General features: G+C 58.4%; 19 protein-coding genes. 18 read left to right on the forward strand and 1 reads right to left on the reverse strand.

Features of this window, described 5'->3' with window-relative positions; genetic code table 11:
* Positions 1–28: 28 nt before the first annotated feature.
* The 13 genes from ACSEXS_RS11120 (at position 29) to deoC (ending at position 12,860) form a co-directional block, all read left to right on the forward strand.
* Positions 29–1,834, forward strand: a complete 1,806-nt coding sequence (locus ACSEXS_RS11120) for a sensor histidine kinase (RefSeq protein ID WP_438433299.1) — start codon at positions 29–31, stop codon at positions 1,832–1,834.
* A 2-nt stretch (positions 1,835–1,836) separates the two neighbouring features.
* The gene (locus tag ACSEXS_RS11125; protein ID WP_438433300.1) at positions 1,837–3,354 is read left to right on the forward strand and encodes a response regulator; all 1,518 of its coding nucleotides are present in this window, start codon (positions 1,837–1,839) and stop codon (positions 3,352–3,354) included.
* A gap of 127 nt (positions 3,355–3,481) precedes the next feature.
* Positions 3,482–4,993: an ABC transporter substrate-binding protein gene (locus ACSEXS_RS11130; RefSeq protein WP_438433301.1), complete on the forward strand. Its 1,512-nt coding sequence runs from the start codon at positions 3,482–3,484 to the stop codon at positions 4,991–4,993.
* A gap of 32 nt (positions 4,994–5,025) precedes the next feature.
* Positions 5,026–6,540 (forward strand): beta-N-acetylhexosaminidase, encoded by a 1,515-nt coding sequence (locus ACSEXS_RS11135; protein ID WP_438433302.1) that lies wholly within the window; start codon positions 5,026–5,028, stop codon positions 6,538–6,540.
* A gap of 92 nt (positions 6,541–6,632) precedes the next feature.
* A complete protein-coding gene (locus tag ACSEXS_RS11140; RefSeq protein WP_438433303.1) occupies positions 6,633–6,869 on the forward strand; it encodes a hypothetical protein in 237 nt (78 codons plus the stop codon).
* The gene (locus ACSEXS_RS11145; RefSeq protein WP_438433304.1) at positions 6,862–7,236 is read left to right on the forward strand and encodes a hypothetical protein; all 375 of its coding nucleotides are present in this window, start codon (positions 6,862–6,864) and stop codon (positions 7,234–7,236) included. The genes ACSEXS_RS11140 and ACSEXS_RS11145 overlap by 8 nt, the downstream gene beginning before the upstream one ends.
* Positions 7,237–7,253: 17 nt before the next feature.
* Complete coding sequence (locus ACSEXS_RS11150) at positions 7,254–7,562, forward strand: hypothetical protein (protein ID WP_438433305.1); 309 nt, start codon at positions 7,254–7,256, stop codon at positions 7,560–7,562.
* Between the two features lie 74 nt (positions 7,563–7,636).
* Entirely contained in the window at positions 7,637–8,683 is a 1,047-nt protein-coding gene (gene prmA / locus ACSEXS_RS11155; protein ID WP_438433306.1) for a 50S ribosomal protein L11 methyltransferase, read from the forward strand.
* Positions 8,684–8,687: 4 nt separating this feature from the next.
* Positions 8,688–9,395, forward strand: a complete 708-nt coding sequence (locus tag ACSEXS_RS11160) for a site-2 protease family protein (RefSeq protein ID WP_438433307.1) — start codon at positions 8,688–8,690, stop codon at positions 9,393–9,395.
* A 128-nt stretch (positions 9,396–9,523) separates the two neighbouring features.
* Positions 9,524–10,363, forward strand: a complete 840-nt coding sequence (locus ACSEXS_RS11165; protein ID WP_438433308.1) for an RsmE family RNA methyltransferase — start codon at positions 9,524–9,526, stop codon at positions 10,361–10,363.
* 4 nt (positions 10,364–10,367) lie between these two features.
* A complete protein-coding gene (gene mtaB, locus ACSEXS_RS11170; RefSeq protein ID WP_438433309.1) occupies positions 10,368–11,705 on the forward strand; it encodes a tRNA (N(6)-L-threonylcarbamoyladenosine(37)-C(2))-methylthiotransferase MtaB in 1,338 nt (445 codons plus the stop codon).
* A 47-nt stretch (positions 11,706–11,752) separates the two neighbouring features.
* Positions 11,753–12,193: an NUDIX hydrolase gene (locus ACSEXS_RS11175; RefSeq protein WP_438433310.1), complete on the forward strand. Its 441-nt coding sequence runs from the start codon at positions 11,753–11,755 to the stop codon at positions 12,191–12,193.
* Positions 12,174–12,860: a deoxyribose-phosphate aldolase gene (deoC, locus tag ACSEXS_RS11180; protein WP_438433311.1), complete on the forward strand. Its 687-nt coding sequence runs from the start codon at positions 12,174–12,176 to the stop codon at positions 12,858–12,860. Before ACSEXS_RS11175 ends, deoC begins: the two co-directional genes overlap by 20 nt.
* A 123-nt stretch (positions 12,861–12,983) precedes the next feature.
* Here deoC and ACSEXS_RS11185 read toward each other — a convergent pair whose 3' ends face one another.
* Positions 12,984–13,856 (reverse strand): AraC family transcriptional regulator, encoded by an 873-nt coding sequence (locus tag ACSEXS_RS11185; protein ID WP_438433312.1) that lies wholly within the window; start codon positions 13,854–13,856, stop codon positions 12,984–12,986.
* Positions 13,857–14,179: 323 nt separating this feature from the next.
* Here ACSEXS_RS11185 and ACSEXS_RS11190 point away from each other — a divergent pair, with 323 nt between their 5' ends.
* The 5 genes from ACSEXS_RS11190 (at position 14,180) to ACSEXS_RS11210 (ending at position 20,936) form a co-directional block, all read left to right on the forward strand.
* Entirely contained in the window at positions 14,180–16,342 is a 2,163-nt protein-coding gene (locus ACSEXS_RS11190; RefSeq protein ID WP_438433313.1) for a glycoside hydrolase family 3 C-terminal domain-containing protein, read from the forward strand.
* Positions 16,343–16,402: 60 nt separating this feature from the next.
* Positions 16,403–17,344, forward strand: a complete 942-nt coding sequence (locus ACSEXS_RS11195; RefSeq protein WP_438433314.1) for an ABC transporter permease — start codon at positions 16,403–16,405, stop codon at positions 17,342–17,344.
* Between the two features lie 66 nt (positions 17,345–17,410).
* Positions 17,411–18,232: a carbohydrate ABC transporter permease gene (locus ACSEXS_RS11200; protein WP_438433584.1), complete on the forward strand. Its 822-nt coding sequence runs from the start codon at positions 17,411–17,413 to the stop codon at positions 18,230–18,232.
* A gap of 129 nt (positions 18,233–18,361) precedes the next feature.
* On the forward strand, positions 18,362–20,041 hold the full coding sequence (locus ACSEXS_RS11205) for an ABC transporter substrate-binding protein (protein WP_438433315.1): 1,680 nt from the start codon (positions 18,362–18,364) through the stop codon (positions 20,039–20,041).
* Between the two features lie 100 nt (positions 20,042–20,141).
* Complete coding sequence (locus ACSEXS_RS11210; RefSeq protein ID WP_438433316.1) at positions 20,142–20,936, forward strand: Nif3-like dinuclear metal center hexameric protein; 795 nt, start codon at positions 20,142–20,144, stop codon at positions 20,934–20,936.
* The last annotated feature ends 31 nt before the right edge of the window (positions 20,937–20,967 follow it).

Here is a 20,967-nt window from a genome sequence, read left to right on the forward strand (position 1 = left end):
GGATGTAGAGCTTCAAGGAGGGGCGTTGATGCGCAGAGAGACGCTGTATGCGAACTATTTTAAGAATAATTTATTTCTTAAATTCACGATCATTGTCTCTTGTATCTTTATCGTGACGATCTTGGTGTTCTCTTCGCTGGTCATGACGCTGATCACCCAGTCGGCGGAACAGCGGCAGATGGATACCCAGCGCAAGGCGATGGATGGAGTGAACAATTACCTGTTCCACAAGTTCCAATCCGTCCAGGATACGATCCGCGACGTGTACCGGGACGAAGGGCTGGCTGCCAACGCAACCTTTTTGCTGGAGAACCGCTTCAGCGATTACGTGGAATACCGGCTCGACCACTATCTGAGCGAGAATCAGCCGTCCCCTGACATTGTGCAATATTATCAGAACAAGATCGACGATGATCCCGATATCCGCAGCCTGATGCTGTACAGCGCGAATCAGCAGATACTCTACTATTACAGCAATCGCAGACTCAATGCGGTCCCTACCAACGCTTCCCGCTCGTTCATTCCCGATACGATGAATCTGGAGGAGAACAGCCGGGTCTCGGTCCCGAATATCTGGATTCTGAAGAGCATCGAGCTGCAGCGGTCGCCGATGTTCTCGGTGCGCGTACCCATCAGCAACAAGTCCACCCTGCGCAACATCGGCCAATTGCTGGTTTATTTCGATTCCGGCTCGATCTGGCAAAGCCTCAACCGCTATGAAAAAGAGTTCAAAGGAACGCTGCTCGTGCTTTCGAGCCAGAACGAAGTGATCTTCGACTCATCGGGCACCCGGTACGGACAGAAATATCTGGAGCTTGAGGGGATGGACTCCGACGACAAGACGATCAACGGCACGGTGGTCACCCGGTTGACGCAAAGCCAGGCCGGCTATGCCGTCGTCAGCCTCATTTCGAAAAAGGAACTGGCCGAGACCTCCCAAAGCGCCCGCAGCACCATTGTCGTCATTGCCGCCGTATGCATTTTGATTGCGGTGCTGGTGCCGGCGATGTTCATTTCGGGCTTCGCCAAGCGGGTACACCGCATCATCCGCTTCACGCACAAGGTGAAGAACGGCGATCTCAGCGCGCGCATCTCCGACAGCCGCGAGGACGAGCTGGGGCAGATTGCCAAGAGCTTCAATGCCATGCTGGATGACTTGAACCAGTATATCGATCAGGTCTATAAAGCGGAGATCAAGCAAAAGCATATGGAGCTGGCGACGCTGGAAGCCCGCGTCAATCCCCACTTCCTGTACAACACCCTGGAGGTCATCCGGATGCGGGCCGTCTCGACCGGAGCGAAGGATGTCGGCAGCATGATTTACAGCCTGTCGGTGCTCTTCAAATCCTTTGTCCGGCCCAAGGTGCGGTATACCTTCCGGGATGAGCTGGAGGCCTGCCGGATGTACCTGGAATTGTTCCGCATCCGCTATGAAGACCGATTTACGTATACCATGGAATGCGAACCGGAATTGGAGGATAAGCCGGTATTGAAAATGTCGCTCCAGCCGATCGTTGAAAACTATATTGTCCACGGGATGCGAGCCGGCCAAAAGGACAACGAGATTCATATCCGCGTCGGCCGGAAAGAGACGTTTATCCACGCGGTCGTCCACGACAACGGCAAAGGAATCCCGGAAGCGAAGCTCGGGCAGCTTCGGGAGAGTCTGGCGGACGGGAACGGCTCATCCGGCTCGGAGTCGTTCGGACTGCGCAGCATCGACGAACGGCTGAAGCTTTTGTACGGAAGGCCCTACGGCATCGAAATCGACAGCTCGGAAGGGACCGGAACGACGGTCTCGGTTACCTTTCCATGCATCGGGGAGGAGGAGTAGCGATGTACCACGTGTTTATCGTCGATGATGAACCCTTTATTCTCAACGGGCTGCGCGACATCCTGGATTGGGAACAGCTCGGGCTGAACATTGTCGGTCAGGCGGAGAACGGGAAGGAAGCGCTGGACCGGCTTGCCGATACGCCGGTTGACCTGTTAATTACGGACATCTCGATGCCGGTGATGGATGGACTCGAGCTGATTCGGTCCGCCAAACCCCTGCACCCCGGGATGAAAGTGCTTGTGTTAAGCGGCTACGACGAGTTTCGGTTTGTTAAGGAAGGCTTGTCCCTGGGAATTGAGAATTATCTGCTGAAGCCGATCAACCTGGAGGAATTTCAACGTTCGTTGGAGACGATTGTCGAAAAGCTGAACGCCTCCCGTGTTCATGCGGAGTGGACGCGCTATACCACCGGGGTGCTGAAGGACAATGTGCTGCTGCGCTGGATGCGCAATCAGATTGATCCCAACGCGCTGGCGGAACGTTTGGCTCTGCTGGATCTGGCTATTGAGAAACCGTTCATTCAGGCAGCCCTAGTAAAAGCGGAGCCGATTACCGAGGCGTTCCAAACGCTCGCCGCCGACTTTCTTGAAAAGCATCCTGCGCTAATCCCGTTCTGGGACATGAACAATGATTTGGTGCTTCTGCACAATGGGGAAGACAGCACACAGGGGCCGGAGGAACTCAAAACGGTACTCGAGGAGCTGACGACAGGGGGGCCGGCCGGCATCCGGCTTCGCGCCTCCGTCGGAGGAGTGGAAGAAACAGCCTGCGCCTGTCATTTGAGCTATGAACAAGCCCTTCAGGGACAGGAATTTCTGGCCATCCACCCGGAGCGCCGGGTGGTCTTCTATGAAGAATTAAACAACCGCATCCGCGATCTCAAAGAGTATTTGCCGGACGATTGGCAGGAGTATACCAGCTTGATCGCCTCCAAAAACCGCGACGCCGTAAGAGAGAAGCTGGAGGCTTACCTTCAGGCGGAGCCGATGGAGAATCTGACGCCCGAGCAGCTGAGGGCGGTGGCCATGGAATGGATGCTGTATTTTCGGGTGTTGATCAAGGAGCTTCGGGATGCGAAGGAACGCGAGTCGATCCAGCAGGAGCTGCTCGCCATCGGCAGGACCCAGTCGCTGCCGGAGCTGTTCGAGACTCTTCATGCGTCGGCCAACCGGCTCATTGACCTGTACGACCGGGAAGTGAGAAGCCCGATCGTCAATCAGGCGCTGGCTTATATTGAGAAGCATTATAGGGATAATCTTTCCCTGAAGAAGCTGGCCGCCGAATTCAACATTCATCCGGTCTATCTGGGACAGCTCTTTCACAAGTCTCAGGGGGAACCCTTTGCCGATTACCTGAACCGCTACCGGGTGGAAATGGCAAAGCACCTCCTGCAGACGACGAACCGGAAGGTTCAGGATATCGCCAACGAGGTCGGGTATTGGGACATTGGTTACTTTTACAAGCAGTTCAAGAAATTTGTCGGTCTCACACCGTCTCAGTTCAAAACCCTGTCCTAAAGTCCCGGATTTTCTTTAATTTATCCAAGGGAATCTTTTGTTTGTCTACTATTTGGTGACGCTTTCGTCTTATACAGTATAAGAAGAGCTAGGATTTGTTCACTCGGACTGGAGGACAGGAAAGCCGATGATCAGAAGAAACAAGCGATATTCATGGCTGATGGTCGTTTTGTTTGCGCTTTCACTCGGATTGGGTGCATGCGGGGGCAGCGCAGACCCGGCAGCCCATTCCGCAGGGGGAGCCGCCGAGGGAAGCGCCGGCGCAGCGGGCGGCTCGTCCGATAACCCGGTTCACTTGATCTGGTACACCATCGGCGCGCCGCAAAAGGATCTCGATCTCGTATTGAAGGAAGTGAACAACTATACCCGGAAGAAGCTCAACGCGACTCTGGAGATGAAGATGATCGACTTCGGCGATTACGCGGAGAAAATGCAAGTGATGGTGGCTTCCGGTGAACCGATGGACATTCTTTTCACCAGCTCCTGGGCATTCGATTATGTTCAGTATGCGCGCAAGGGCGCATTCATGCAGCTGGATGATCTGCTCGATCGATACGGCAAGGGGATCAAGGAAACGATCGATCCGGCCTTCCTGGAAGGGTCAAAGGTAGACGGTCATCATTATGCGATTCCGGCCAATAAAGAGCTGCCGGCCCAGGAGGCCTTTCGCTTTAACAAGCAGCTTCTGGACAAATACCATCTGGACATAACAAAGGTAACCTCCATGGAGAGCCTGGAGCCGCTTCTGAAGGTAATCAAAGAGGAGGAGCCGTCGATCACTCCGTACGCCATGGTCAAGGATTTCATGCCGCTGATGCCGTTCGACTACATCATGGAAAAGATGCCGATGGCGGTGTACTTAAGCACCGACGACTATAAAGTCGTCAATATTCTGGAGACGCCGGAATTGAAGCGGGCTTTAAATACGGTCCGGAGATTTTATGAGGCGGGCTATGTGTCCTCGGAAGTCTCCACCACCACTTCGGTCGACGACCTGTACAAATCGGGAAAATGGTTTACGGACCGTGCCGCCACTCAGCCGCTTGCCGACAACCTGTGGTCTGCCAGCTACGGGTATCCGGTCGTCTCGACGCCGGCGGGGGACCCTTATATCTTCAACTGGTCCGTGATGGGGTCGATGCAGGCCATCTCCGCCAATTCCGCACACCCGGAAAAGGCGATGGAATTCCTCAATCTGCTCAATACAGACCCGTACCTGCGCAACCTGCTCGATTCGGGCATCGAAGGGGTGCATTACGAGAAGATCGGCGACAACATGATCAAGAATCTGCCCGGGGCGAAAAACTACGATATGCCGACCTTCTCGCTGGGAAATATCATGATCAACTACCTGAATGAAGGCGACCCCGCGAACAAATGGGAGGAATTCAAGAGATTCAACGATGCGGGCGTTCCGGCTCCCCTGCTCGGCTTCAACTTCGACACCTCGAAGGTTACAAACGAACTCGCCGCGGTGCAAACGGTGAAGGAGGAGTTCTGGGTTCCGCTGATGACAGGCTCCGTCGATCCGGATGTCTATCTGCCCAAGGCGATGGAAAAATTCAAGGCCGCCGGAATCGACACCCTTATCCGGGAAGCCCAATCCCAGGTGGATGCGTGGAGAGCGGTAAACCAATGACAAACCAATCCCATACGGAAGAGGGACAACCGATGAACCCCAATCAACCAATGCAGAGCCATTACGTCCTATCGAGCGTGCAAACCTGTGAAACCCATACGGAGTCGGGCTGGGTAGGGAAGCCGCAGTCCCGACTGCTGATCTTGGACGATAAGACATCGCCTCCCGACGAGCTCTTGGTGCAGACCCTCGAGCTGCTTCGGGAAGAGCTTCGGCAGATGAAGCTGCCGGAGCTGGGAGAGCTGCCGATTCTCCGAGGGAGCGAGGCGGCCGCCGAGGCCGGAGACATCCTCATCGAACGGAGGACAGCAGCCGAGGAAACGGAGCCGGAAGCCTACACCATTGCCGTGGGCGAATGCATCAAGGTCCAGGTCGGCAGCGAGCGGGGCCTGCTGTACGGCATGCGCACCTTGATGGCGCGTATGCTCGGGAAGAAGCCGCTGCCTTACGGGATCATCCGCGATTATCCGGTGATGAAGGAGCGGGCGCTTCACATCGACATGGGACGGAAATATTACAGCCCCGCCTGGATGAAGCAGCGCATCCGGGAGCTGTCCCGGCTGAGAATCAATACCCTGCAGCTGCATTTTTCCGAGAATGAAGGCTTTCGGCTGGCCAGCGAACGCCACCCGGAAGTCATGTCGGAGATCCATTGGTCAAAGGTGGAGCTGCTTGACGTGCTGGAGGAAGCGAGGAAGTATCACGTCACGGTCATTCCTTCCCTGGATTCACCGGGACATTTGGCCTGTGCGCTTCGGGCACACCCGGAATGGATTCTGAGAGACCGGGACGGTAAAGAAGCGAAGGGCGCTCTGGACATCGCCAATCCGGAAGCCCGCGCCTTTGCAAGAGAGTTGATTGAGGAGTACGCCGACGTGTTTAAGGACAGCCCCTCCTTCCATATCGGCGGCGACGAATTCATTGATTTTGAGAACTTTGACGCCTACCCGCAGCTTGCCGGCTACGCCCGGAATGTGCTGGGAATCGAAGACGGGGGAGGCATCGACGCCTATGTGGATTACCTCAACGAGATTGCAAACCTCCTGGAACGGAAGGGGTTTGCCGTGCGGGCCTGGAATGACGGGCTCTACCGCTTGAATCAGGATCAGAAGGTGAATCCGAAGGCTTCCATCCAGATTACCTATTGGACCAAGTGGCATGCGCAGATGGCTCCCGTCCAGACGTTCCTGGATCAAGGGCATGAAGTGATCAACGTCAACGATTCGTTTTTCTATTATGTATTGGGCGAAAATGCGGGCTACAAGTATCCGGAGGCCGAACGGATCTATGAGGCGTGGCATCCCGGGTTGTTCCCCAAAGTCAGCGACGCGCAGGCGCAGGAATACAATCGGCCGTACCCCGGGCAATTGGTTGGCTGCTCCTTCGCGATTTGGTGCGACACTCCCTCCGCCCAGACGGAAGAGGAAGTCGCCGCGGGCATCCGGGAACCGCTGCTTGCCATGGCGGAGCTGGCCTGGACCGGCGAGAAGCGGCAGGAGCGGTTCCGCGATTTGCAAGCGGACTCCGCCTTCCCTCCCCTCCTCTAAGGGCCGTATCGGTCCGCTGGTCTGACGAGAGGCGTAATTTGGCAGAATAATGGGTAAGATACAAGGGATCTCACTCAAGAGGAGGGAACCCCATGAAGGATCACGAACTGCAGGACGAGCGGAACATCAAGCAATCCTCCTGGCACAAGGAGGATGTCGAATTGGCGCTGGACGCGGAAACCAATGCCTTGGACACGCTGGGAGTCGACAACGGCCGGGCGGAGGACGTCGTCTTCGACGAGGCGGCCGCAGACGCGGACGACCGCGAAGCGGAAGAGCGGGCCGCGGCGGCGGATGCCCGGGCTCTGTCGGGAGAAGACCATGACTGATGGGACGAAGACGGTGATCGCTTACTTCAAGACCCGGGAGGAAGCGGAAGCGGCGGAGCACAAGCTGCAGGCGCTGCGGGCGCTCGACACAAGCGTGGACACGTTCGGCCGCTACCCCGGCGATGCGGAAGTCGGCCCGATCGCAGCCATCAGCGGCGATATCTCCAGCCTGGCCAGCCTTACGCTGAACGCGAACGTGGACAGCCGGGACGCAGGCATTCTCCTGGCGGCCGATCCGGGCGCAAGCGGGCTGGCGGCCGGAGCTCCGACGGTAACCGGACACAATTTCGTGCTGTCGGCGGTCGTGCCGGAGGAAGCCCATCACCAAGCTCTGCGCGCCGTAGAAGAGTCCGGAGGCTATCTCTGACCGCTCGGCATCGTAATATGGACAAGACCGGCGAAGGAAATCGCCGCGATGAGGCTGCTGAACACCGAGCGGAGTTTCCGACAGGCGGTACTGGAAAAGCGGCAACGGTCGCCTTGCCCGCGGATTTCGAAAGCAGAAAGCTTAAATTGAAGAAATCCGGGGGCAACAGCGATCGGAAGAATGATCGGTATACGAAACGACGATTGTTTTCAGCGGCATTGTCTGCGTCGGCTGCTATTTGTCATCGGCCCGCCGCGATCGGCGGGTTTTCTTTTGCCCGTTCGCAGGCGCCGGTACGTCCTTTTGCCCATCCTATCGCTCTATAGTACAATGAGGGAGGCTGCGGGTTTAAACCCGAGCCGGCAGACCCGATTTGCACGGGAACGAAGGAGGACGCGCAATGCGCTGGCATGAAATCACCATACATACGACCGAAGAAGCCATTGAAATGATAAGCAATCACCTGCATGAGCTCGGAGCGGGCGGGGTATCCATCGAAGAGTCGGGCACGCTGAACAAGGTGCGGGATACGTCCTTCGGGCAGTGGTACGAGAAGCCGCTGAATGACATTCCCGAGGGCCGGGCGGAGATCAAGGGGTATTTTACCGAGGGAGAGGCCGATGTGGAAGCGCTGCTCGCCGACCTGAACCGGTTCTATGAGGAGCTGGAAAGCTACCAGATCGACACCGGAAGCCCGACGATGGAGACCCGAATCGTCGACGAGGAGGATTGGGCGCACGCCTGGAAGGCCTACTTCAAGCCGCTGCGGGTGTCCGAGCGGCTGACGATCAAGCCGACGTGGGAGGAATACGAGCCGGCTTCTTCCGACGAGATCATCCTGGAGATGGACCCGGGCATGGCCTTCGGCACCGGCACCCACGCCACGACCGCCCTGTGCCTGCGGACGCTGGAAAGCGTCATCCGGCCGGGCGACGACGTCATCGACGTCGGAACGGGCTCGGGCATCCTCGCGGTGGCCGCCGCGAAGCTCGGGGCGAGGCATGTGCTGGCCTTGGACCTCGATCCGGTCGCCATCTCAAGCGCCGAGGAAAACACGGAGCTGAACGGCCTGTCCGACCGCGTCACGATTCGGCTGAGCGACCTGCTCGGCGTGCTCGGCGGAACCACGGTCGAAGAGATCCGCGAGAGCGGACTCAGCGGCGAAGAAGCGGCGAACCGCCAGACCGCCTCGGCCCTTCATGCGGAGGAGCTCGGCGTCCGGCTGCCGGTCCGCGTGGTCGTGGCCAATATCCTCGCGGAGATCATCATGACCTTCACCGACGATGTCTACGCGGCTCTCCGGCCGGGCGGTTTCTATATCGCTTCCGGCATCATCGAAGCGAAGGAAGAGGCGGTGAAGGAAGCGCTTCGCCGTTCGGGCTTCGTGATCCGCGAGACGAACCGGGAAGAGGATTGGGTGGCGATCGTAGCGGAGAAGGGAGCCTGACCGGATGGGACTCTCCGAGATCTCCGCACATCCCGAGCGGCTGCCCTTCTATCTGCTGGTTCTAATGCTGGCTTTCGCCTGCCATGAGTTCGCCCATGCGTACACGGCGGACCGCTTCGGAGATCCGACTCCGCGGTCCATGGGAAGGGTGACGCTGAATCCCCGGGTGCATCTCGATCTCTTCGGAACGATCCTGATCTTCCTCGTCGGCTTCGGCTGGGCGAAGCCGGTGCTCATCAACCCGAACCATTTCCGCAGGCCGCGGCTGATGAATCTGATCGTCTCGCTCGCAGGGCCGCTCGCCAACCTTCTACTGGCTGCGCTCGGCGTGCTCGGGCTGTATCTGCTGCAGGCGGCGAATGCCTTCGAAGGCATGTCGCATGGGATGCTTGTCGCGGTCTCGCTGTTCTTCCTCATCCTGATTCAGCTCAATCTGGTTCTGTTCCTGTTCAACCTGCTGCCCTTGCCGCCGCTGGACGGATACCGCATCCTGGAATCGTTCCTGCCCCTTCGGCTGCGCCTCAAGCTTGCGGGAGTGGGGCAATGGTTCGTCTTCCTCTTCCTGCTGCTCGTCTTCGTGCCGAGTCTGTCGTCGGCCACGCTGGGGCGACTGTTCGCCCTGCGGGGGCCGATACTGACGGGAATGGAGCGCGGCTTGTCGGCGCTGTTCGGCTTTTCGTTCGACTGGAGCCAGCTGATTTACTCGGTCTGACGGCCGCCGCGCCGTCTCGCCGGAATGCCGGTGCCGCTCATTGGCGCTGGCTTTTTGCCGTCGTTCGGGGTATATTGAAGCTTGGCGTTTGCGCCGTTTTCACTTTGCAAGCAAAGGCAGGTTTGTTCATGCAGCGTTATTTTTTGCCTCCGGCGGCCATGTCGCCGGACCGGGTTCATATAACGGGCGATGATGCCCATCACCTCATTCGCGTCATGCGCGCCGAGCCGGGCGACGAAGTTATCTGTTGCGACGGGCAGGGCCGTTCGGTCCGCGTCCGGTTGACGGACATCGGCAAGAGCGAGGCGGCGGGCCTCGTCGTCGAGGAGCTTCCCCCGAACGAAGCCGCCGTCGAGGTCTGGGTCGCCCAGAGTCTGCCGAAGGGAGACAAGCTGGAGACGGTCCTGCAGAAATGCACCGAGCTGGGAGCGGCCGGCTTCCTGCCCTTCCTGTCCGAACGCACGGTGGTCCATTACGACGCCAAGAAGGAAGAAAAGCGGCTCGACCGCTGGCGCAAGATCGTCAAGGAAGCGGCGGAGCAATCGCATCGCAGCGCCGTGCCGGAAGTCCGGTCGCCGCTCGCCTGGAGCGAGCTGCTGGGCCTTGTGCCGAAGGCCGATTTGGCCGTGTTCTGTTACGAGAAGGAGTCCTCTCTGCAGCTGAGAACCCTTCTCGGTGAAGCGGGAGAGACAGTGGCGGATCGGGTGCAACGGGTTCGCAGCAGGCTGAACGCGGGGGAGAACCTCCGATTCGTTTCGCTGGGCGATGGCGGCGGCCCGCAGGCGGATCGGCCGCGCATCCTCGTGATCATCGGCCCCGAAGGCGGCTTCAGCGAACGCGAAGCGGAGGAAGCCGAACGCGCGGGGGCGCGTCCGACCGGTCTCGGCTCCCGCATCCTGCGCACCGAGACGGCGGGGCTGGCCGCAACCGCCTGCATTTTGTACGAATACGGGGAGATGGGAGGGTGAAGGCATGCCGAGCGTAGCGTTTCATACCTTGGGCTGCAAAGTCAACTACTACGAAACCGAAGGCATCTGGCAGCTGTTCAAGAATGAGGGGTATGAGCAGACGGACTTCGAATCCGAAGCGGATGTGTATGTCATCAACACCTGCACGGTGACCAATTCCGGCGACAAGAAGAGCCGCCAGATTATCCGCCGCGCCGTCCGCCGCAATCCGGACGCCATCGTCTGCGTCACCGGCTGCTACGCCCAGACGGCTCCGGCGGAGATCGCCGCGATCCCCGGGGTGGACATCGTCATCGGTACCCAAGACCGCGAACGGATCCTTCCGCTTATCCGCCAATACCGGCAGGAGCGCGAGCCGATCAATATCGTCCGCAACATCATGAAGACGCGGGAATTCGAGGAGCTTGACGTTCCCGAATTCGAAGACCGGACGCGCGGCTTCCTGAAGATTCAGGAGGGCTGCAACAACTTCTGCACGTTCTGCATCATTCCCTGGTCGCGCGGCCTTCTGCGCAGCCGCAAGCCGGAGAATGTGCTGCAGCAAGCCCGGCAGCTGGTCGAAGGCGGCTATCAGGAAATCGTGCTGACCGGTATCCACACGGGCGGTTACGGAGAAGACCTGGACGGTTATTCGCTCGCCGATCTGCTGCGCGAGCTGGACCGGATCGACGGGCTGGAGCGCATTCGCATCAGCTCGATCGAGGCGAGCCAAATCACCGACAGCGTGCTGGAGGTGCTGGGCGCGTCGTCGAAGCTGTGCCGCCACTTCCACATTCCGCTGCAGGCCGGCGAGGATTCGGTTCTGAAGCGGATGCGCCGCAAGTATACCGTCGCCGAATACGGCGAGCGGGTGGCCCGCATCCGCCGGCTCTTTCCCGACGTCGGCATCACCACCGACGTGATCGTCGGCTTTCCCGGCGAGACGGAGGAGAATTTCGAGGCCGGCTACCGGTTTATGCAGGAGATGGCCTTCTCCGAGATGCACATCTTCCCCTATTCCAAGCGGACCGGCACGCCGGCGGCGCGGATGGAGGAGCAGGTCGACGAGGCCGTCAAGGCGGAGCGGGTACGCCGCCTGATCGCGCTCTCCGAGGAGATGCAGCTCGCCTACGCGCGCCAATTCGTCGGCCGCACGGTCGAAGTGATTCCCGACCGGCAGATCAAGGAAGGCCCGCGGGCGGGCTGGTTCGCCGGCCACGCGGACAATTACATGCAGGTTGTCTTCCCCGGCGCTCCGGGACAGACGCGCCGGCTCACGCCGGTGCTCGTCACGGAGGCCGGGGTGAGCGAGAGCATCGGCCGGCCTGTGCAGACCGCGGGGCAGGCGGCGCTCATCCGCTGACCGCGGATAACAACGAGAGCAGGACGCAAGCGAAGGAGGAAAGGGCGATGCAGGTCATATCGGCAGGAGGCGTCGTGTATCGCGAGAACGGCGGACGGCTGGAGATTCAGCTCATCCGCGATCGGTTCGGCAAGATGACGCTGGCCAAGGGGAAGCTGGAAGCGGGAGAAACCGTGGAGCAGGCGGCCCTGAGGGAAATCGAAGAAGAAACCGGAACGGTCGGGCAGATTAAGGACAAACTGACGGTAATCCGTTACGAGGACAAGGTGCACGGCACCGACAAGGAAGTCCATTACTTTCTGGTGGAAGCCGATGGCGGAACCGACCGGGTGCAGGTGGAGGAGATCGACGGCCTCGGCTGGTATACCCCGGAGGAAGCCTGGGCGCAACAAGTCTCATCCGGATACGGCAACAACGGCGAGGTATTGAAGAAGGCATTCGCATTATTACACTTGGAGGGACCAACCGATGACCAATCTGGACAGTAAAACCATCGCATCCTGGATCGACCACACGCTGCTGAAGCCGGATGCGACCGAGCAAGCGATCGAGCAGCTCTGCTTCGAAGCGCTCACGCACAAATTCCACAGCGTCTGCGTCAACGGACGCTGGACTTCGCTCTGCAAGGAGATCCTCGGCGAATCCGGCGTGAAGATCGCCGTAGTGGCGGGCTTCCCGCTCGGCGCGAACCATACGCCGGTGAAGAGCTTCGAGGCGGCGGTTGCAGCGGCGGCCGGAGCCACCGAAATCGACATGGTTCTGCAGATCGGCCAACTTCTGGAAGGCAATTACAAGGCGGTAGAGGAAGACATCCGCGATGTCGTCCAGGCGGTATCCGGACAAGCGATCGTCAAGGTCATCTTCGAGACCGGCTTCCTGAACGAAGAGCAGAAGATTACCGCCTGCAAGCTGTCGGAAGCGGCCGGCGCGCACTTCGTCAAGACCTCGACCGGCTTCGGTCCGGGCGGAGCGACGGTCGAGGACATCCGGCTCATGCGCAGCAATGTGTCCTCCGCGATGCAGGTTAAGGCGTCGGGCGGCATCCGCGACCTGGAAACGGCCGTGCGGATGATCGAAGCGGGCGCGACTCGCCTCGGCACCAGCTCGGGCGTCGCGATCATCAAGGGGCTCGCTGACCCGAACGCCGCTTATTGATTTGCCCGGCGGCAGCCCGACCCGTTTAACGGCTCGGAGCTCCGCTTGGAACGAATAAAGGCCGGAACCGGCAGGGAGCAGGAATGCTCTCCGACCGCGTTCCGGCCTTTTTGGGCTTGCCGCTTAAGGGGTGCGATGCACGCCCTGCAGGTTCTTGTACTCGCTCGGCGTACACTTCTTGTAGGATTTGAACACCCGGTTGAAGGTGGCAAGGCTGACGAAGCCAGACCTCATCGCCGTCTCCGTGATCGACAGATTGGGGTCGATCAGCAGCTTCTCCGCGTTCATGATCCGGCGCTTGTTCAGATAGTAGGAATAGGACGTGCCGGTGAACTGCTTGAACAGCCGAATGAAGTGGAATTTGCTGAAGCCGGCCAGATCGGCCATCTCCTCGATGCGGATGTCCTCGGTGCAGTGTTCATTGATATAGGTGCATACCTCGAGGAACTTGTCGATGTACTCGTGCTGCTTCCGGCTTTTGGTATTGGGGAACCGATTCTCGCCGAGGATGCAGCTGCGGCCGAGCTGGACGAAGAACTGGATCAGCCAGGAGAAGGCGGCCGCTTCCTTGAACGGCGAATCGCTGAAGTATTCGTCCATGATATGCAGCAGAAGCGGACGGAGAATGCCGTGCAGCTCTTCGTGGGAGCTGGCGCGAACCGCCGTACAGGAGCCGAGCAGCGAGAAGCTGGAGGAGAAGCCGTCCAACTGGTGGAGCATGGCGCTGTCGAATTGCAGGATCATCCTTCGGCCCGACTCGGGAGCGAACAGCTCATGCAGCTCGCCCGGGGGAATCACGATGATGTCGCCGGGGTTCAGGACATGCTTTTCTCCGTTGACGACCACGGTGTATTTGTTCTCCAGAGGCATGATGATTTCCGCCGCCGTGTGCCAGTGGATCGGGTAATTTTCCGTCTCCTGGTTCAGATACAGCCGGATGCGAAAATGCTCGCTGTACGAAACGGTCTCCCGGGTTCCCTCCAAAATCTCGATCATTCGGTGAATTCGCCTTCTTTCTAAAATATATAAATCGCAATAAATGATAAGTGGAACGCATCATTCAAGAGGTTTCATTTCTCAATACCATTATAATAAAGGGAGACAATAAAAGCGATCCTCTCCAAAACTCAGCATGTAACCGTATTCAGTTAAGGTTTTTCTCGGGAATTCGGATGAAGCCAAAATGGAAGCGTTACCTATATTATAGCATATTTTGCGCTTTCTGAAGATTCTGAATAGAGAAAAAATGAGAAATTCGGCTTCAAGCGCTTCGTTTCGTTAAGAGACCGCTATCATTCATCGAATGGAGAGATGAACTCATGCTTCTTGCAGAAAACTCAAAGAAGATCGACGAGTACAAGCAGCGAGCCCGCCAGCTCGTCGAGCAGATGACCTTGAAGGAAAAGGTGTACCAGATGGTACATACTGCTCCGGCCATCGAGCGGCTGAACGTGAAAGCGTACAACTGGTGGAACGAATCGCTGCACGGCGTCGCCCGGGCGGGTACCGCGACCGTGTTTCCCCAAGCCATCGGACTCGCAGCCACGTTCGACGAGGACCTCTTGGAGGAAGTCGCCGATGTGATTTCCACGGAAGCGCGCGCCAAGTTCAATATGCAGCAGCAGTATGACGATACCGACATCTACAAGGGCTTGACCATGTGGGCGCCCAATGTAAATATCTTCCGCGATCCCCGCTGGGGCCGCGGGCATGAAACCTACGGCGAGGACCCGTATCTCACCTCCCGCCTGGCGGTCCGCTTCATCAACGGCCTTCAAGGCGACGACGAGAATTACATGAAGGTGGCCGCCTGCGCCAAACACTTCGCCGTCCATTCCGGACCCGAGGAACAGCGCCACCGGTTCAATGCGGTCGCGAGCGACCAGGACCTGTATGAGACGTACCTGCCGGCCTTCAAGGCCTGCGTGCAGGAGGCCAAGGTCGAATCCGTCATGGGAGCGTACAACCGGACCAACGGCGAGCCCTGCTGCGGCAGCGAGCTTTTGCTGGAGAAGATTCTCCGCGGCGATTGGGGCTTCGACGGCCACGTCGTCTCCGACTGCTGGGCGATCCGCGATTTCCATGAGCACCACAAGGTGACCGCGAACGAAGTCGAATCGGTCGCCCTGGCCGTAAATCGCGGCTGCGATCTCAACTGCGGCAGCCTGTTCGTCTTCCTGGTCGAGGCGGTCCAGCAGGGGCTGGTGACCGAGGAGCAGATCGACCGGGCCGTGATTCGGCTGTTCACCACGAGGATGAAGCTGGGGCTGTTCGACGAGCCGGAGAAGGTGCCGTACAACGTCATCCGCTACGCCGAGACGGATTCCCCCAAGCACCGGGATCTGAATCTGAAGGCGGCCCGCGAAAGCCTGGTGCTGCTGAAGAACGACGGTCTGCTGCCGCTCGACAAGAAGGCGGTCAAGACCATCGGAATCATCGGCCCGAACGCCAATAACCGGCGCTCGCTGGTCGGCAACTATGAAGGTACGGCTTCCCGCTATGTAACGGTGTTGGAAGGCATTCAGGATTACGTCGGCGATGAAATGCGCGTGCTCTATTCGGAAGGCTGCCACCTGTTCAAGGATAAGGTCGAGGCGTTGTCCCAGGCCAATGACCGCTTGTCTGAAGTGAAGGGGGTCTGCGCCGAAAGCGACGCGGTGATCGTCGTCCTGGGGCTCGACGCCGGCCTGGAAGGCGAGGAAGGCGATACCGGAAACTCTTACGCCAGCGGCGACAAAACGGACCTGAAGCTGCCCGGCCTCCAGGAGGAAGTGCTCCGCGCCGTTCTCGACAGCGGCAAGCCCGCCGTACTGGTTCTGCTCGCCGGCAGCGCGCTGGCCGGGGAAATCGCCAACGAGAAGATTCCGGCGATCCTTCAGGGCTGGTACCCCGGAGCGCAGGGCGGCCGTGCGATCGCCGAAGCGATCTTCGGAGCCATCTCGCCGGAAGGCAAGCTTCCCGTGACCTTCTACCGAACCACCGAAGAGCTTCCGGACTTCACCGACTATTCGATGAAGAACCGCACCTACCGGTACATGAAGAACGAAGCTCTCTATCCGTTCGGCTTCGGCCTTTCGTACACGGAGTTCGCGCTCGAGTCCGTTCAGCTCAGTGCGGAGAAGATCACCGAAGCGGGCGTACGCGTGACGGCGTCGATCCGCAATGTCGGCGAACGGGCGGGCGGCGAGACGGTGCAGATCTACGTCCAGGCGAACCGCGACGATGCGCCGAACGCACAGCTGAAGGCGTTCCGCAAGGTGCACTTGGACGCTCAGGAGGCTGCGGATTTGGAATTCAACCTGCCGCTCTCCGCCTTCGCCCTCTGCGACGAGCATGGAGTGGCACGCGTGGAGCCGGGAGAGTACACCGTCTATGTCGGCACCTCCCAGCCGGATGGCCGCAGCGAGGCCCTGACCGGCAAACGGCCGGAAGCCTTCAAGCTGACCGCCGAAAGCTTGATCCCCGCCGGGGACAGAGGCTAAGGCGAAGCGAACGATTTCGCAGCCTGCGGCTGCATTCATCCGACAAGGAGGTGAAGGATCATGGCAACCATGGTCCGCAAGCAAACCAAGGTGAAAGACAAAGAACCCCTATTGAAACACGTACGCAAAGAATGGGTGCTGTACTCTTTCCTGATACTGCCCGTTATCTATTTCGTCATCTTCAAATACGTTCCCATGCTGGGGAATATCATGGCGTTCCGCAAATATCGCGGCGGGCCCAATCTCTTCGGAACGGAATGGGTCGGATTCAAGTATTTCGAGATGTTCATGAAGGATAAGACCTTCTGGAGAGCCTTTCGCAACAACCTCAGCTTGAGCATCTTCTATCTGCTGCTCCGCTTCCCGCTCACGCTGATCTTTGCCCTCCTGCTCAATGAGCTGCGCAACGTGGGGATCAAGAAATTCGTACAGACGGTTTCCTATCTGCCCCACTTCATCTCCACGGTTATCGTCGCCGGGATGGTGAAGGAGCTGCTGTCGATGAACGGTCCTATCAACAGCCTGCTGAGTAAGCTGGGATTTGCCAAGCATGCATTCATCACCCTGCCGGAATGGTTCCCGACCATTTACATTTCATCGGGGATCTGGCAAGCGCTGGGCTGGGGTACGATCCTGTACCTCGCCGCCATGACCAGCATCAATACGGAGCTGTATGAAGCGGCCCGCATCGACGGGGCCAACCGGTTCCGGCTGGCCTGGAATGTGACGATTCCCGGCATTCTGCCGACCATCATGACCCTGCTCGTGCTCGATATCGGCGGCATTCTCGGCTCCAACTTCGAGAAGATCCTGCTTCTGTACAATCCGCTTACCTACAAGACCGCGGACGTCATTTCTACCTATGTGTACCGGATCGGGATCGGTGGAGGCAGCTTCAGCTACGCGACTGCCGTGGGATTGTTCGAGGGCATCATCGGGCTAATCCTGGTGACCGCCGCCAACTATGTTTCCCGCAAAACCACCAAAACCAGCCTGTGGTAGAAAGGAGCAACCGTCGTGATAGATTCTACTTCTTATAAAGTCTTCCGGGTGTTCAACGGTTTTATTATGCTGCTCGTGGTTCTGGCCACCCTGTATCCATTCCTCTATCTGGTTGCCCAATCGTTCAGCTCGGAAGCGGCGATTTACGCGGGGAAGGTTTCGATCATCCCGGTGGACTTCACCACCCAGACGTACAGGGTCATTCTCAGCAAGCCCGACTTCTTCCGGTATTACGGCAATACCCTGCTGTATTCGGTGCTCGGGACCTTCATCTCCGTGCTCGCGACCGCCGTCATGTCGTATCCGTTGTCCAAGGAACGGCTCCGGCTCAACAAGTTCTTTGTTCCGTTCGTGCTGTTCACCATGTATTTCGGCGGCGGCCTGATTCCCAACTACATTCTCATCTCCAAAACGCTGCAAATGCGGGATACCATCTGGGCCATCCTTATCCCCGGAGCGATCAGCGCGTTCAACGTCATCCTGGTCAAGACCTTCTTCTCCTCCTTGCCGGGCGAGATCGAGGAGGCGGCCAAGGTCGACGGACTCGGGGTTTACGGGATCTTCGCCCGCATTGTTCTCCCCTTATCCAAACCGATTATGGCTACCATGGTGCTGTTCTCCATCGTGGGCATGTGGAACAACTGGTTCGGGCCGTCGCTCTACCTGTCCTCGAAGGAAAAATGGCCGGTGGCTCTCTACTTGAAGCAGATCATCGACAATGCCGTAAGTCCGGCAGAGATCGGGGCCACCTCCGATACTTCGGCTCAGATCGCGGCCACCGTCAAATCGACGGCCATGGTTCTGACTACGCTGCCCATCATCTGCATCTATCCGTTCATGCAAAAGTACTTTGTGCAAGGCATGATGATCGGCTCCGTCAAGGGCTGATGCAAACGGTATAGCCGGAAGCTTCCGCGGCCGTACCCGTCCCTGACAAGGACCTCGGACGCCGCGGAAGACATCCGTTCTATATGCAAGGAAGAAAAATATCTTTATCCAAACCATTGGGAGGTCTGTATGAAAACAATCACCAAAGTGGGAAATGGATTGATGGCTGTCGTTCTGGCAGCAGGGATGACCGCTTGCTCGAAATCCGACGACGCCAAGAGCAGCAGTTCGCCGAGCACGCCGGCCGGCACGACCGCGGCATCGGGTTCGGAGGAAAACCTCGGCTACACCTACGGACTGGACAAGACGTTCAAATCCGACAAGCCGGTTACGTACACCATGATGTACAACGACAACGAAGCGTACCCGTATCAAGCCAATTGGCGGCTCTGGAGCGCGCTGGAAGAGAAGACCAACGTCAAGTTCAAGCTGTCGGTCACGGCCCGCACCGAATATGAAAACCAAAAAGCGCTCGTGGTAAACTCCGGCGACGCTCCTTACATCATTCCTAAGACCTATGACGACAGCGCTTTCGTCGCCGGCGGGCAGATCGTGCCGATCAGCGATTGGGTGCAGTACATGCCGAACTACATGAACGTCGTGAAGAAATGGAACATGGAAGACGACCTGAAGATCAAGATGCATTCGGACGGCAAGTATTACTCGCTGCCGGGCATGTGGGAAACGGCAGGCGGCGGCTACTCGTACGTCATCCGTAAGGACATCTTCAAAGCCGCCGGCGTCGATGTGGAAGCGAACGAAGGCAACTGGACTTATGAAGATTTCTACGAAGCGCTGAAAAAAGTGAAAGCGTATACCGGAGCCAAATATGTCTGGTCGGATCAGTACAAAGGCGAGTCCACGCTGGGTATCGCCGGCCCCATGTTCGGAACGACCGGCGGCTGGGGCATCGGCAGCGGCGTCCTGTTCGACGAGAGCAAGAAGCAGTTCTACTTTGCCGATAGCTCGAACGATTTCAAGGACTATGTAACCTACTTCAACAAGCTGGTTAAGGATGGCCTGCTCGATCCGGAGTCCTTCACGCAGGACGACGAAACCGCCCGCGCCAAGTTCTTTAAGGGCGATACGTACGTGATCAACGGCAACTATCAATTCCTGGCCGAAGCCCCGTCGAAAATGCAGGTCAAAGACGCCGATCTGTACATGATCGTTCAGCCCGGCGGTCCCAAGGGCAAGCTGCAGGTGGAAAACTCCCGCCTGGAAAACGGCATCATGATCAGCCAAAACGCGCTGGATGACCTCGGCAAGGACGAATTCATCAAGATGCTGCGCTTCGTTGACTGGCTCTGGTATTCCGATGAAGGCCAAACCTTCGCCCTGTGGGGCGTCGAAGGCGAAACCTACACCAAGGACGCGAACGGAACCATCGTTCTCAACAAGGATATCACCTACAACGGCATGAACGCCGATACCGGTACGAAAAAGCTGAACGTCGACTTCGGTTTCGCCAACGGCAACATCGCCTACGGCGGCTCCAAGGAACTCCGCTTCTCCAAGATGACGGCGGGTGAGAAGGACTTTATGGAACGGATTCAGAAGTACCGCGAACCGCGGAAAATCTCGCCTCCGATCATGGGCAACACCGACGAATCCGAAGAAATGAACCTGATCTCCAAGCCGCTCGTGGACTTTATCAAGACCATGACGCTGAAGTTCATCACCGGTCAGGAAGACATCAACGCCGGCTGGGATAACTATGTGGCACAGGTGAAGGCCAACGGAGCCGACAAATACGTCGACATGTCCAACGAAATTTTCGAAAAGACGAAGAGTATGCTGGGTTATTAAACGACCGTCAGAGCCTATAGAAAGGAGCCTGGACACGGATGTGTTCAGGCCCTTTTTTCTGGTATGCTAGGGTTGTTGTTCTTCGCAGGAGGAGAGTCGAATGAAGATAACGGTTCAGGAAGTTATCGATACCATCATCGAGCCGGTCGGAAGGCTGGAGGACACGGTGGATACGCTTGTGTGCGGCAACCCGGAGACGGAGGTGACCGGCATCGCCACTGCGTTCATGCCGACTCGGCGGGTGATCGAGCAGGCGGCCGAGCGAGGCGCCAACCTGGTAATCGCCCATGAGGGGCTCTTTTTTGCCCATCGGGACGAGACGGTGCCGGGCCGGGAAGGCGAGGTTCTTGAGGAGAAGCGGCGGTTCCTGAACGAAGCGGGCGTGGCGGTGTTCCGCTGCCATGATTATTGGCACCGTGTCAAGCCGGACGGGATCACGGCCGGGCTGATCGAGGAGCTGGGCTGGACGGTCTATGTACGCGAGCAACAGCCGGTTGCCTCGGTTCTGGAAATTCCCCCGGCGACGCTCGCGGAGATTGCGGAGCACGTCAAGGAGCGGCTCGGCCTCCCGTCGGTGCGAGCGATCGGAGCTGCCGAAGGAGTCTTTTCCCGCCTGGGCGTGCTTGTCGGCTACCGGGGCGGCGCTTCCCTCGCGGTTCCGCTGTTCGAACAGGAGGGAGCGGAGCTGGTTCTCTACGGAGAGGGCCAGGAATGGGAGACTCCCGAATACGTGCGCGAAGCGATCGATCAGGGGAAGAAGAAAGCGCTGCTCGTGATCGGGCATGCGGAAAGCGAAGAGCCCGGCATGAAAGCGCTGGCGAAGCGGTTAGGGGAAAGGTTTCCGTCTCTTCCGGTCTTCCATCTCCGCGAGCGTCCTCTCTTCCGGACGATTTGAAGGCGACTATCAAGAGGTAATGGCAGAAGGA

Origin of the sequence: Gorillibacterium terrae (assembly GCF_051594785.1) — a bacterium.
GTDB lineage: Bacteria > Bacillota > Bacilli > Paenibacillales > NBRC-103111 > Gorillibacterium.

Bases quoted from the DNA above. Each gene is read 5' to 3' on its own strand.
- ACSEXS_RS11200 (WP_438433584.1), top strand. From the start codon at position 17,411: ATGCTGCTCGTGGTTCTGGCCACCCTGTATCCATTCCTCTATCTGGTT.
- ACSEXS_RS11130 (WP_438433301.1), top strand. From the start codon at position 3,482: ATGATCAGAAGAAACAAGCGATATTCATGGCTGATGGTCGTTTTGTTT.
- ACSEXS_RS11195 (WP_438433314.1), top strand. From the start codon at position 16,403: ATGGCAACCATGGTCCGCAAGCAAACCAAGGTGAAAGACAAAGAACCC.
- mtaB (WP_438433309.1), top strand. From the start codon at position 10,368: ATGCCGAGCGTAGCGTTTCATACCTTGGGCTGCAAAGTCAACTACTAC.
- ACSEXS_RS11140 (WP_438433303.1), top strand. From the start codon at position 6,633: ATGAAGGATCACGAACTGCAGGACGAGCGGAACATCAAGCAATCCTCC.
- ACSEXS_RS11125 (WP_438433300.1), top strand. From the start codon at position 1,837: ATGTACCACGTGTTTATCGTCGATGATGAACCCTTTATTCTCAACGGG.
- ACSEXS_RS11150 (WP_438433305.1), top strand. From the start codon at position 7,254: ATGGACAAGACCGGCGAAGGAAATCGCCGCGATGAGGCTGCTGAACAC.
- ACSEXS_RS11135 (WP_438433302.1), top strand. From the start codon at position 5,026: ATGAACCCCAATCAACCAATGCAGAGCCATTACGTCCTATCGAGCGTG.
- ACSEXS_RS11165 (WP_438433308.1), top strand. From the start codon at position 9,524: ATGCAGCGTTATTTTTTGCCTCCGGCGGCCATGTCGCCGGACCGGGTT.
- ACSEXS_RS11145 (WP_438433304.1), top strand. From the start codon at position 6,862: ATGACTGATGGGACGAAGACGGTGATCGCTTACTTCAAGACCCGGGAG.
- deoC (WP_438433311.1), top strand. From the start codon at position 12,174: ATGACCAATCTGGACAGTAAAACCATCGCATCCTGGATCGACCACACG.
- ACSEXS_RS11175 (WP_438433310.1), top strand. From the start codon at position 11,753: ATGCAGGTCATATCGGCAGGAGGCGTCGTGTATCGCGAGAACGGCGGA.
- ACSEXS_RS11185 (WP_438433312.1), bottom strand. From the start codon at position 13,856: ATGATCGAGATTTTGGAGGGAACCCGGGAGACCGTTTCGTACAGCGAG.
- ACSEXS_RS11120 (WP_438433299.1), top strand. From the start codon at position 29: ATGCGCAGAGAGACGCTGTATGCGAACTATTTTAAGAATAATTTATTT.
- ACSEXS_RS11205 (WP_438433315.1), top strand. From the start codon at position 18,362: ATGAAAACAATCACCAAAGTGGGAAATGGATTGATGGCTGTCGTTCTG.
- ACSEXS_RS11160 (WP_438433307.1), top strand. From the start codon at position 8,688: ATGGGACTCTCCGAGATCTCCGCACATCCCGAGCGGCTGCCCTTCTAT.
- ACSEXS_RS11190 (WP_438433313.1), top strand. From the start codon at position 14,180: ATGCTTCTTGCAGAAAACTCAAAGAAGATCGACGAGTACAAGCAGCGA.
- ACSEXS_RS11210 (WP_438433316.1), top strand. From the start codon at position 20,142: ATGAAGATAACGGTTCAGGAAGTTATCGATACCATCATCGAGCCGGTC.
- prmA (WP_438433306.1), top strand. From the start codon at position 7,637: ATGCGCTGGCATGAAATCACCATACATACGACCGAAGAAGCCATTGAA.